This is a genomic window from Falsiroseomonas oryzae, from assembly GCF_027856955.1.
In the GTDB taxonomy this organism is placed as follows: Bacteria; Pseudomonadota; Alphaproteobacteria; order Acetobacterales; family Acetobacteraceae; genus Falsiroseomonas; species Falsiroseomonas oryzae.
In genome coordinates, this window is sequence record NZ_JAPSMD010000172.1 from 1 (window position 1) to 10,960 (window position 10,960).

A 10,960-nucleotide genomic window follows, 5' to 3' on the forward strand; every position below is an offset into this window, starting at 1 on the left:
GCGGCGCGGGCGGCAGCCGCGGGCCGGGCTACGGGCCAGGGCCGGGCTATGGCCCGGGCCCGGGACGCGGCCCCGGACCCGGCTCCGCACCCGGCTCCCCCCCGCCGAGCTGAGCGTCGCGGGGCGCGCGCCCGCTACAGCGCCTTGTGGCTTCCGTCGCAGAGCGGTGCCTTGCCGCTCTGCTTGCAGCCGCAGAACCAGGCGCGGCCGTCCTGCTCCGCCGTCCAGGACACCGGGGTAAGCCCGGAGCCCTTGTGGCTGCCGTCGCAATAGGGCTGCCGCTTCGAGAGCCCGCAGGCGCACCACCAATAGGTGCGTCCGGCCTCGACCTCCACCGCATAGGGCGCCTTCTGCGCCACGGCGGGCAGCTTCTGCTCCGACATTCCTGTTCCCCCGGCTGGCAGCGCGTGTTTGTGCCGGCGGCGCCGATCAGGACCGAATGGCCCGGAGGCCCACAGATGGTCGGCGCCGCTCAGCCCTGCGGCATGCCCTCGGGAATGACGGTCTTCACCAGGCTCGCGTCAAGCGATTCGTAGTCGTGATAGCCGATGGTGGCGTAGAGCTGCGCGCGGGTCTGCATGCGCTCCAGCATGGCCATCGTGCCGCCGGTCGAGCGGATGGTGGCGTAGAGCTCCTCCATCGCCTTGTTCGCCACCCGCATGTGGCTGACCGGCCAGATCACCATGGCGTAGCCGAGGTCCTGGAACTCCTTCGCCGTCAGGAAGGGCGTGCGGCCGAACTCCGTCATGTTGGCCAGCAGCTTCACGCCGGGCATGCGCTTCGCGAATTCGGCGAACATCTCGCGGCTGTGCAGGGCTTCCGGGAAGATCGCGTCGGCGCCGGCCTCCAGGTAGAGCTTCGCGCGGGCCACCGCGGCGTCCATCCCCTCGCTCGCCACCGCATCGGTGCGGGCGATGACATACAGATGCTTGCGCGCCTTGCGGGCGGCCGCGACCTTCGCCGCCATGTCGCGCGCGTCGGCCAGCTTCTTGTCGTTCAGGTGGCCGCACTTCTTCGGCAGCAGCTGGTCTTCCAGGTGCACCGCGCCGGCGCCCGCCTCCTCGAAGACGCGAACCATGTGCATGACGTTCAGCGCCTCGCCATAGCCGGTGTCGCCATCCACCAGCATCGGCAGCCGCGCCGCGCGCGCCACCTGGCGGATGTAGAAGGCGACCTCGTCCACCGTGATCATGCCCAGGTCGGGCAGGCCCATGGTGGCGGACATCGCGGCGCCGGACATGTAGAGCGCCTCGAACCCCGCCTGCTTCGCGAGCAGCGCGGCGATGCCGGTATGCGCGCCCGGCATCTGCAGGATCTGCGGCCGGTCGAGCATGGCGCGGAAGCGCTGGCCGGCGGGGGTGTCGGGCAGGTCGTCGCCGATCACGTAGGGCATGGTTGTCTGGCCTTCCTCACACACATGGGCGGGTCGCTTCGAAACTCCGGGCCGGCGGCCCGTCGATCGTCGGACCACTAGAAGAACACGAGGGTCACCAACACGAACAGCGGCAGCAGGAACACCGCGGCCCAGGCGCAGTAGCCGAAGAAGCTCGGCATGCGCACGCCATTCTCCTCCACGATCGCCTTGACCATGAAGTTCGGCGCGTTGCCGATGTAGCTGTTGGCGCCCATGAACACCGCGCCGCAGGAGATCGCGGCCAGCGTCAGCGCGCCCTGCGTCATCAGGAACGCCGGGTCGCCGCCGGCAAGCTCGAAGAACACGATGTAGGTCGGCGCATTGTCCAGGAACGAGGACAGCGTCCCGGACAGCCAGAAATACACCCAGGGGATCGGCTGCCCGTTCGCGTCGGAGGTCAGCGCCACCAGCGGCGCGGCGGCGCCATCGGCGCCCGCTCGCAGGATGGCCAGCACCGGCGCCATGCAGATGAAGATCGCGGCGAACAGCTTCGCCACCTCCAGGATCGCGCCCCAGGCGAAGCCGTTCGCCTCCCGCAGCTGCGCCGAGGTGAAGCGCACCGAGGCCAGCGTGATCGCCAGGAACAGCAGGATGCCGATGCCGCGCTCCACCTCCATCCGCTGGCCGAGCACGTAGACGCTGCCGAGCTTCACGTAGCCCATCGCGATCACCACCGCGACGATGGCGCCGACCAGCCAGACGTTCACCCAGCCCTCGATCGAGAGCGGTTCCTTCCGTTCCTCCGGCGGCGGCACCGGCTTCTCCCGCGCCCAGGCCCAGCTGTCGAGCAGCCAGTAGATGGCCAGCAGCACCACCGCGCAGAGCAGGAACTCGCCGAACAGGTGCGTCGTCGGCCAGAAGAAGGACACGCCACGCAGGAACCCCAGGTAGAGCGGCGGATCGCCCACCGGCGTCAGGCTGCCGCCGATGTTCGCCACCAGGAAGATGAAGAAGACGAAGGTGTGCGTCTTCTGCTTGCGGAAGGCATTGGCCCGCAGCACCGGCCTGATCAGCAGCATGGCCGCGCCCGTCGTGCCCATCAGGCTGGCCAGCACCGTGCCCACCGCCAGGAGGGCCGTGTTGGTGGTGGGCGTGCCGACCAGCGAGCCCTTCAGCAGCACGCCGCCGCCCGCGGTGTAGAGCGCCAGCAGCAGCGCGATGAAGGGCACGTATTCCAGCACCATCACATGGGTCAGCTCGTACCAGGCCCGGTCGATGCCGAAGACCAGGGCAGCCGGCACCAACAGCAGCGCCGCCCAGCCGGCGGCGATCTTGCCGTAGTGGTGATGCCAGAGATGCCCCGCGAACAGCGGCATCAGCGCGATGGAGAGCAGGATTCCCGCGAAGGGCACCGCCCAGAGCAGCGAGAGCTCGGCTCCGGGCACGCCGCCCCCAGCTGCCTGGGCCGCCCCGGGCAGCAGGGCAGCCCCAGCCGCCGCCAGCCCGATCGCTCCGCGCCCAGCCCAGCCACGCATCGCTTGCCTGCCCCCGCCCCCGTATCGGGCCAGGGGCTTACCCGCTTCGGCCGGCCGCGTCACGATACCGGCCGCCGGACCCGCCGCCCGCCCTTTCCGCGCGGCCCGATGCGGCCTAATTACCGGCGCCGACCGGATATCGAGGGACCCCTACCGATGGAAATGACTGGAGAGCGGCTCATCGCGGCCCCACGGCAGCGTGTGTGGGAGGCCCTGAACGACCCCGCCGTGCTCCAGGCCGCCATTCCCGGCTGCGAGAGCGTGGAGCGCACGGGCGACGACCAGTTCCAGGCCAAGGTGGCCGTCAAGCTCGGGCCGATGTCCGCCCGCTTCGGCGGCAAGGTCCAGCTGACCAACATCAACGCGCCGGAATCGTACACGATCTCCGGCGAGGGCCAGGGCGGCGCCATGGGCTTCGCCAAGGGAGGCGCCGACGTGGCGCTGACCGAGGAAGGCCCCGAGTCCACCCGGCTTCGCTACAACGTGAAGGCGCAGGTCGGCGGCAAGATGGCGCAGCTCGGCGCCCGGCTGATCGACAGCACCGCCAAGTCGATGGCCGACCAGTTCTTCGATCGTTTCGCCGCCCAGCTGGCACCGCAGCCTGTCGCGGCGGTGGCGGGCACCGACACGGAGTATCTGGCGGACCGCGGACCCGGCCCGATCACGCAGCATGGCGCGGACGGCATGTCGCCGGGCGGGCCGGTGGCGCGCCCGAACCCGCATCCGTGGGAGACCGGCCTGCCGATGCGGGTGCTCACCTCGGAATTCATGGGCATGCCCTTCCAGGTCTGGGGCGGCCTCGGCGCGATGCTCTTCGTGCTCTACCTGATCTTCCTCTCGACCTGACGCGCGATGACGCCGTCCACCGTCGAGGCGACGCAGCGGCTTCTGGCGGCGGGCGGCTACGTCGCCGACCGCCAGCTGGCCACAACGGTCCACCTGGCGCTGCGCATGGGCCGCCCCCTGTTCCTGGAGGGCGAGCCCGGCACCGGCAAGACCGAGATTGCGAAGGTGCTGGCCGCGCAGCTGCCACGGCGGCTGGTGCGGCTGCAATGCTACGACGGCATGGACCTGGCCTCCGCCGCCTATGAGTGGAACCACGCCCGGCAGCTGATGGCGATCCGCCTCGCCGAGGCCTCGGGCGAGGCCGGTGACCGGGCGGCGCTGGAGCGCGGCATCTACGACCGCCGCTTCCTGCAGTCCCGCCCGCTGCTGGATGCGCTGGAAGGCGAGCCGGCGGTGCTGCTGATCGACGAGCTGGACCGCGCCGACGAGCCCTTCGAGGCCTTCCTGCTGGAGATCCTGGCCGACTTCCAGCTTTCCATCCCGGAGTTCGGCACGGTGAAGGCCGCGGTGCCGCCGGTGGTCGTCATCACCTCCAACCGCACGCGGGAGGTGCACGACGCGATCCGCCGCCGCTGCCTCTATCACTGGGTGGACTACCCCGACGCGGCGCGGGAACGGGCGATCCTGAAGCTGCGCGCGCCGGGTGTCGCGGACCGGCTCTCGGCCCAGGTGGTCGCCTTCGTCCAGGCGGTGCGCGGCGCCGACACCTTCAAGCCGCCGGGCGTCGCCGAGACCATCGACTGGGCCGCCGCACTGGCCGCTCTGGACGCGCAGGAGCTGGAACCCGCCCTGGTGGACGAGACACTGGGCGCGCTGCTGAAATACCAGGACGACATCGCCAGGATCCGCGGGGCCGAGGCGGCGCGCCTGGTCGCGGAGGCGAAGCAGGCGGCCGCGTGATGGATCGTCCTGCCGCCCTCGGACGCCGGGCGGCCGCATCCTCGGCCTTGGCCTCGCGCAGGCCACGGTTGCGAGTTCGGGAAGGATGGTCTGTGCGCGGGCCGCGGTTGCGGCCTCGGGCGGCCCCGCCGGCCGCATGATCCCCCCCAAGGCTGCCCTCGTCCTCCCCACGGCCACGGCCGCCGGCGCTCTGCCCGCCAACCTCGTCGCCTTCGGCCGGCTGCTCCGCCGCGCCGGGCTGCCGGTGGGGCCGGCCGAGATCCTGGCCGGCGCCGCCGCGCTGGAAGCGGTGGAGATCGGCGACCGGACCCAGGCGCATGCCGCGCTGCGCGCCACCATGGTCCACCGGCACGAGCATTTCCTGCTGTTCGACCACGCCTTCGGCCTGTTCTGGCGCGACCCGGAGGCCGGCCGCCACGCCGCCGCCATGGCGCTGCTCGACGGCTTCAAGGAACCGCCGAAGCCGCCGCCCGCCTCCCGCCGCCTGGCGGAAGCCATGCGCGGCGACCGGCCCGAGCCGCCGAAGCCGCCCGAGCCTAAGGAGGAGGAGCGGCTCGACGTCACCTTCACCGTCAGCGAGCGCGAACGCCTCCAGGCCATGGATTTCGAGGCCATGTCGGCCGAGGAGATCGCCGCGGCGAAGGCCGAGATCCGCAAGCTGGTCCTGCCGCTGGATGCCCGGCCCACCCGCCGCTTCCGCGCCTCCCATATCGGCAGCCATGCCGACCTGCGGCTGACCGTGCGGGAGAGCCTGCGCACGGGGGGCGAGATCCTGGACATCTCCCGCCGCCGGCGCATCACGCGTACGCCGCCGCTGGTGGTGCTGTGCGACATCTCAGGCTCCATGTCGCGCTACGCGCAGGTGCTGCTGCACTTCATCCACGCCGTCACCAACGACCGCGACCGCGTGCACAGCTTCCTGTTCGGCACGCGGCTGACCAACGTCACGCGCCAGCTGAAGCACCGCGACCCCGAGGCCGCCTTCGAGATGGTGAGCCACGCCGTGCCGGACTGGTCCGGTGGCACCCGCATCGGCGAATCCCTGGAGCGCTTCAACCGCCTGTGGGCCCGACGCGTGCTGGGCCAGGGCGCGGTGGTGCTGCTGATCACCGATGGGCTGGACCGCGAAGGCGCGAAGGGCCTCGCCGAGGCCACCGACCGGCTGCGCAAATCCTGCCGCCGGCTGGTCTGGCTCAATCCCTTGTTGCGCTTCGAGGGCTTCCAGCCCAAATCCCAGGGCATCCGCGCGATGCTGCCGCACGTGGACGAGTTCCGCCCGGTGCACAACCTGGCGTCGCTGCGGGAACTGGTCGCGGCGCTGTCGGACCGCCACGCAGGGCGAGGAAGGGAGTTCTCGGCATGAGCGACGCCAGGCCTGACAGCGAGGACATCCTGGGCATCGCCGCCGGCTGGCTGGCGGCCGGCGAGACGGTGGCACTCGCGACGGTGGTGGAGACCTGGGGATCCTCCCCGCGCCCGGCCGGCTCGCGCCTCGCGGTCACGCAGTCCGGCCGGCTCGCCGGCAGCGTCTCCGGCGGCTGCATCGAGGGCGCCGTCGCCGACGTGGCGAAGCAGACCATGGCGAGCGGGACGCCGCAGCTTCTCGATTTCGGCATCAGTGACGAGCGCGCCTGGGAGGTCGGGCTCGCCTGCGGCGGCAAGCTCAAGGTCTTCGTGGAGAAGCTGGGGTGACGCCAGCCTTCCTCGACCGCCTGCTCGCCGCGCGCGGCGCGAAGCGCCCTGTGGCCGTGCTGACGCGCCTGCCGGACGGCGCGCAGCTGCTCCACCCCGACGACACGCTGCCCGAACCGCTCGCCGCGGAGGCCGCGGCCGCGCTGCGTGACGACGCCGCGCGGAACGTCACGCTGGGCGCAGAGACCTGGTTCATCCACCCGCACAACCCGCCGCTGCGCCTGATCGTCGTCGGCGCCGTGCACATCGCGCAGGCGCTCGTGCCGATGGCGCTGCCGCTCGGCTTCGCGGTCACGGTGGTGGATCCGCGCCGCGCCTTCGCCACCGAGGAGCGGATGGGCGACCGCGTGACGATCTCCACCGACTGGCCGGACGAGGCGATGACCGCGCTCGCGCCCGATGCGCGCACCGCCGTCGTCACCCTCACCCACGACCCGAAGCTCGACGACCCCGCGCTCGAGGTCGCGCTGCGCAGCCCGGCCTTCTACATCGGCTCGCTCGGCAGCCGGCGCACCCACGCGAAGCGCGTGGCGCGGCTGACGGAAGCCGGCCTGACCGAGGCGGAGATCGCGCGCATCCAGGCGCCGGTCGGCCTGGACATCGGCGCGGTCACCGCGCCCGAGATCGCCGTCTCCATCCTGGCGCAGATCGTGTCGTCCAGGCGCGGCGGGCCGAAGAAGAAGGCCCCCGCCGCCGAGCGGCACGAGGCAAGCGCATGATCTTCGGCCCCACCCCGCTGGAAGAGGCGCGCGGCGCGATCCTCGCCCATACCGTCCGGATGCCCGGCAAGGTGCTGAAGAAGGGCACCGTGCTGGACGAGGCCGCGATCGCCGCGCTGAAGGAGGCCGGACGGCGCGACGTCATCGCGGCCCGGCTCGAATCCGGCGACGTGGCGGAGGACGAGGCCGCCGACCGCATCGCCAACCTGCTGATGGCGCCGCTCGTCGCGCGTTCGCGTGCCTCAACCGGGCGGGTCAACCTCTTCGCGGAGAGCGCGGGGCTGTTCACCGTCGATGTCGCCCTGGTGGACCGGCTGAACCAGGTGGATGAGAGCGTCACCATCGCCACCCTGGCCAATCGCTCCGTCGTCTCCGCGAAGGAGATGCTGGCGACCATCAAGGTCATCCCCTTCGCCGTGCCGGGCAGCGTGCTGTCGGTGATCGAGGCGATGGCGAAGGGCCGCCCGCTGCTCTCGGTGCAGCCCTTCCGTCCGCTCGCCGTCGGGCTGGTGCTCACCGAACTGCCGGGCATCAAGGAAAGCGTGATGGAGGGCGCCGTCGAGGCGACCGAGGCGCGCGTGCAGGGGCTGATGGGCACGATGCTGCCGGTGGAGCGCGTGCGGCACGAGGAAGGCCCGGTCGCCGACGCGCTGACCCGGCTCCGCAAGGCCGGCGCCGAACTGCTGCTGATCGCCGGCGCCTCCGCCGTGGTGGACCGGCGCGACGTCGGGCCTGCCGCGATCGTGCGGGCGGGTGGCGCCATCGAGCATTTCGGCATGCCGGTGGATCCCGGGAACCTGATCTGCCTAGGCCGCATCGGCGAGGTGCCGGCCATGGTGCTGCCGGGCTGCGCGCGCAGCCCGAAGCTCAACGGCTTCGACTGGGTGCTGCAGCGCATCTTCGCCGGGCAGCGCGTCACCGCGCGCGACGTCATGGGCATGGGCGTCGGCGGCCTGCTGAAGGAGATCGAGGTCCGCCCGCTGCCGCGCGCCGATGCGCCGCGCGTTCCCGCCTCCCCCATCGCGCCGCGCAAGGCGCGGCAGGTCGGCGCGCTGGTGCTGGCCGCCGGCCGCTCGCGCCGCATGGCGCCGCTGAACAAGCTGCTGGTCCCGGACAGCAAGGGCGTGCCGATGATCGCCCGCGTGGTGGACAACGTCCTCGCCTCCCGCGCGCGTCCGGTCATCGTGGTGACCGGGCATGAGCGCGAACGGGTGGAGGAAGCGCTGGCCGGCCGCGCCGTGCTGTTCGCGCATGCCGAGGACTATGCCGAGGGCCTCTCCGCCTCGCTCAAGGCCGGGCTGAAGGCGGTGCCGCCGGAGGCCGAGGGAATGCTGGTCTGCCTGGGCGACATGCCGCTCGTCTCGGGCGAGATGCTGGACCGGCTGATGGGTGCCTTCGACCCGGAGGAAGGCCGCGCCATCGTGCAGCCCACCTTCCGCGGCAAGCAGGGCAACCCGATGCTGTGGTCGCGCGAGTTCCTGCCGGCCATGCTGGCGCTGAGCGGCGATGTCGGTGCGCGCCACCTGGCCGCGCAGCACGCCGAGCGCCTGGTCGAGGTGGAAATGGCCGACGACGCGGTGCTGCGCGACTTCGACACCACCGATGCGCTGAAAGCCCTGCCGGAGTTCGCCGGCCGGCGCTGAGCCGCCCGATACGGCAGAATTCGATATGGCCGGTCGATTGGCGACCGAACCATTCCTCTATATAATGACTCTCTAATTACTGGAGGGTCGCCTCGTGTCGGGTTCAACCTGGTCGGTCGAGATCGGCAGCGCCAACATCGCTCCGGATGGCCATGGCGGGCGCGCTGCCGGCCCGACCCTGCAATTCGATCCTGGCGCGGTGAGCATCCGCGTGGACTGGGGCGGGCCGAATGCCCTCACCGGCGACCCGCCGGTCCAGTTCTACCCCGGCGGCGCCACGCCGCCGCTGCAGAACTGGTTCCTGGATGACGGCAGCTACACGATCGTGGTGCGTGCCACCTTCGCCAGCGAGCCGCCGCAGGTCGTGCGCTTCGGCGTCGTGGTCGCGGCGGATTCCACCACGGGCCAGCCGATCGACGGCTCCGCGCGGAGCGACATGCTGGTCGGCGGCATCGGCCCGGACACCCTGCGCGGCGCGGGCGGCGACGACATCCTGATCGGCGCGGCGAAGCCAGGCAGCACGCAGGGCGACGCGCTGTTCGGCGGAACGGGCGACGACCGGCTGAGCGGCGGCTACGGCATCACGGCGACGGACGACACGCTCTCCGGCGAAGCGGGCGACGACGTGCTGAGCGGCGGCATGGGCAACGACCTGCTGCTGGGCGGGGCCGGCAACGATTTCCTCTCGGCCGGCGGCGACGGGATCGGGCCTGACGCTGATCGTCTGGTGGGCGGCGCGGGCGCGGACTCGCTGGCCGGCGGCGGCGGCCGCGACACCATCCTGTGCGGCGCGGACGCCGAGGCCGACCACGTCATCTACTATCGCCCGGGCGACTTCGGCGACGTGGTGCAGCAATTCGCCGCCGGCACCGACAAGGTCGTGCTGAACTTCCTGGCGGGACGCGGCATCGACGAGTCCCGCTGGATCGCCAGCGCGGCGGAGATGACCGACGCCGGCGCCTGGCTGATCTACGATGCGACGACGGGCCGGCTGCTGCTGGACCTGGACGGGACCGGCAGCGATCCCATCCAGATGATCGCCCGCTTCGCGGGCGCGCCGGGACTGGGGTTCGCGGACCTCGTCATCCCGGGCTGAGCGGGCTCAGCCACCCCGGGCGAAGTCGAGCAGATCGGCCGAAAGCCGATCGGCGTCGCTGAACGGCACCCCATGCGGCGCCCCCGGATAGACCAGCAGCCGCGCGCCCGGCACCAGCGCCGCCGTGCGACGGCCGGTCAGGTGCAGCGGGCAGGTCTGGTCGTCCTCGCCCTGGATGACCAGCACCGGCAGGTCCAGCGCGCGCAGCTCCGCCCGGAAGTCGGTCCCGCTCAGCGCCCGATGGAAGCCGAGCAGCGCCGGTAGAGACGCCTGCAGCGCAAGCCCGCGCACCCAGTCCAGCATCGCCTGCGACAGGCGCGGCCCGCCGAAGGGCCGCGCCGCCTGCTCCAGCCAGGCGGGGAAGTCCCGCGCGATCTCGCCGCGCAGCGCCTCCAGCGCGGCGGGGTCGATCCCGTCGGGGTTACCGGGCCCGCCCGCCAGCAGCGGCGTGGTCGGCCCGACCATGGCCAGCCGCGCGACACGCCGGCTGCCGTGGCGCGTCAGGTAGCGCACCGCCTCGCCCGCTGCGCCCGAGAAGGTGACCAGCGTCGCCGCCTGGACGCCATGCACCTCCAGCACGTCGGCGAGGTCGTCGGCCAGCGTGTCATAGTCGTAGCCGCGCCCCGGATCGCCGGAGCGCCCATGCCCGCGCCGGTCGTAGGCCAGGCAGCGGAACCCGGCCGATGACAGCGCCTGCATCTGAAGGGACCAGGAGTCGGACGGCAGCGACCAGCTGGCCAGGAACACCACCGGTGGGCCCTGGCCGATGTCGCGCCGATAGAGCGCCACGTCGTCGCGCGTGACGACGTGGCCGGTGGGCAGGATGGTCGATGCCATGGCCTGCGCCCCCCTCACGCCAACGCCGCGGCGCGCGGCGCGCGCCGCAGTGCCGTCGTCTGCAGCAGCGCGAAGCCGAGCACCGCGATCGCCTGCGCCAGCACGAAGGCGATGCCGAGCCCGCTGGGCGCCAATCCGAACAGCCGGGCGCCCAGCACCAGCAGCAGGCTGTCGGCCACCCAGACCAGGTTCACCAGGATCACCGCGCGCAGCGCGGCCCGGCCCGGTGCGGCCGCCATCCCCAGCCAGGCGACCGCCGCCGCCCAGGGCAGAAGCACCAGCCCCGCCACGCGCAGCAGCGTCTCCGGCAGGCCGAGCGGCGCGGCCAGCACGCCGGC

12 protein-coding genes are annotated in these 10,960 nt (G+C 72.2%); 7 read left to right on the forward strand and 5 right to left on the reverse strand.

What is annotated here, in order from left to right; translation table 11 throughout:
- Positions 1 to 134: 134 nt before the first annotated feature.
- The 3 genes from OZN99_RS16705 to OZN99_RS16715 all read right to left on the reverse strand — a co-directional run bounded on the left by OZN99_RS16705 (position 135) and on the right by OZN99_RS16715 (position 2,799).
- Positions 135 to 383: a CDGSH iron-sulfur domain-containing protein gene (locus tag OZN99_RS16705; RefSeq protein ID WP_270936396.1), complete on the reverse strand. Its 249-nt coding sequence runs from the start codon at positions 381 to 383 to the stop codon at positions 135 to 137.
- A gap of 89 nt (positions 384 to 472) precedes the next feature.
- Positions 473 to 1,393, reverse strand: a complete 921-nt coding sequence (prpB, locus tag OZN99_RS16710; protein ID WP_270936397.1) for a methylisocitrate lyase — start codon at positions 1,391 to 1,393, stop codon at positions 473 to 475.
- Between the two features lie 77 nt (positions 1,394 to 1,470).
- The gene (locus tag OZN99_RS16715; protein WP_270936398.1) at positions 1,471 to 2,799 is read right to left on the reverse strand and encodes a sodium:proton antiporter; all 1,329 of its coding nucleotides are present in this window, start codon (positions 2,797 to 2,799) and stop codon (positions 1,471 to 1,473) included.
- Between the two features lie 246 nt (positions 2,800 to 3,045).
- Here OZN99_RS16715 and OZN99_RS16720 point away from each other — a divergent pair, with 246 nt between their 5' ends.
- The 7 genes from OZN99_RS16720 (at position 3,046) to OZN99_RS16750 (ending at position 9,785) form a co-directional block, all read left to right on the forward strand.
- On the forward strand, positions 3,046 to 3,735 hold the full coding sequence (locus OZN99_RS16720) for a CoxG family protein (protein ID WP_270936399.1): 690 nt from the start codon (positions 3,046 to 3,048) through the stop codon (positions 3,733 to 3,735).
- Positions 3,736 to 3,741: 6 nt separating this feature from the next.
- Positions 3,742 to 4,635 (forward strand): AAA family ATPase, encoded by an 894-nt coding sequence (locus OZN99_RS16725; RefSeq protein WP_270936400.1) that lies wholly within the window; start codon positions 3,742 to 3,744, stop codon positions 4,633 to 4,635.
- 136 nt (positions 4,636 to 4,771) lie between these two features.
- A complete protein-coding gene (locus OZN99_RS16730; RefSeq protein WP_270936401.1) occupies positions 4,772 to 5,998 on the forward strand; it encodes a vWA domain-containing protein in 1,227 nt (408 codons plus the stop codon).
- Positions 5,995 to 6,327, forward strand: coding sequence for an XdhC family protein (locus tag OZN99_RS16735; protein WP_270936402.1), 333 nt, complete (start codon positions 5,995 to 5,997; stop codon positions 6,325 to 6,327). The genes OZN99_RS16730 and OZN99_RS16735 overlap by 4 nt, the downstream gene beginning before the upstream one ends.
- Complete coding sequence (locus tag OZN99_RS16740; protein WP_270936403.1) at positions 6,324 to 7,046, forward strand: XdhC family protein; 723 nt, start codon at positions 6,324 to 6,326, stop codon at positions 7,044 to 7,046. The genes OZN99_RS16735 and OZN99_RS16740 overlap by 4 nt, the downstream gene beginning before the upstream one ends.
- Positions 7,043 to 8,689, forward strand: coding sequence for a molybdopterin-binding/glycosyltransferase family 2 protein (locus OZN99_RS16745; RefSeq protein WP_270936404.1), 1,647 nt, complete (start codon positions 7,043 to 7,045; stop codon positions 8,687 to 8,689). Before OZN99_RS16740 ends, OZN99_RS16745 begins: the two co-directional genes overlap by 4 nt.
- Before the next feature lie 94 nt (positions 8,690 to 8,783).
- Entirely contained in the window at positions 8,784 to 9,785 is a 1,002-nt protein-coding gene (locus OZN99_RS16750) for a calcium-binding protein (RefSeq protein ID WP_270936405.1), read from the forward strand.
- A 6-nt stretch (positions 9,786 to 9,791) separates the two neighbouring features.
- Here OZN99_RS16750 and OZN99_RS16755 read toward each other — a convergent pair whose 3' ends face one another.
- Both OZN99_RS16755 and OZN99_RS16760 read right to left on the reverse strand, forming a co-directional pair.
- Positions 9,792 to 10,622 (reverse strand): alpha/beta fold hydrolase, encoded by an 831-nt coding sequence (locus OZN99_RS16755; protein WP_270936406.1) that lies wholly within the window; start codon positions 10,620 to 10,622, stop codon positions 9,792 to 9,794.
- 14 nt (positions 10,623 to 10,636) lie between these two features.
- The coding region (locus OZN99_RS16760) for a hypothetical protein (protein ID WP_270936407.1) at positions 10,637 to 10,960 on the reverse strand (324 nt) is incomplete at its 5' end.

Excerpts from the sequence above, each read along its gene's own strand:
- OZN99_RS16735 (WP_270936402.1), top strand. The coding sequence starts at position 5,995 with ATGAGCGACGCCAGGCCTGACAGCGAGGACATCCTGGGCATCGCCGCC.
- prpB (WP_270936397.1), bottom strand. The coding sequence starts at position 1,393 with ATGCCCTACGTGATCGGCGACGACCTGCCCGACACCCCCGCCGGCCAG.
- OZN99_RS16755 (WP_270936406.1), bottom strand. The coding sequence starts at position 10,622 with ATGGCATCGACCATCCTGCCCACCGGCCACGTCGTCACGCGCGACGAC.
- OZN99_RS16745 (WP_270936404.1), top strand. The coding sequence starts at position 7,043 with ATGATCTTCGGCCCCACCCCGCTGGAAGAGGCGCGCGGCGCGATCCTC.
- OZN99_RS16730 (WP_270936401.1), top strand. The coding sequence starts at position 4,772 with ATGATCCCCCCCAAGGCTGCCCTCGTCCTCCCCACGGCCACGGCCGCC.
- OZN99_RS16705 (WP_270936396.1), bottom strand. The coding sequence starts at position 383 with ATGTCGGAGCAGAAGCTGCCCGCCGTGGCGCAGAAGGCGCCCTATGCG.
- OZN99_RS16725 (WP_270936400.1), top strand. The coding sequence starts at position 3,742 with ATGACGCCGTCCACCGTCGAGGCGACGCAGCGGCTTCTGGCGGCGGGC.
- OZN99_RS16720 (WP_270936399.1), top strand. The coding sequence starts at position 3,046 with ATGGAAATGACTGGAGAGCGGCTCATCGCGGCCCCACGGCAGCGTGTG.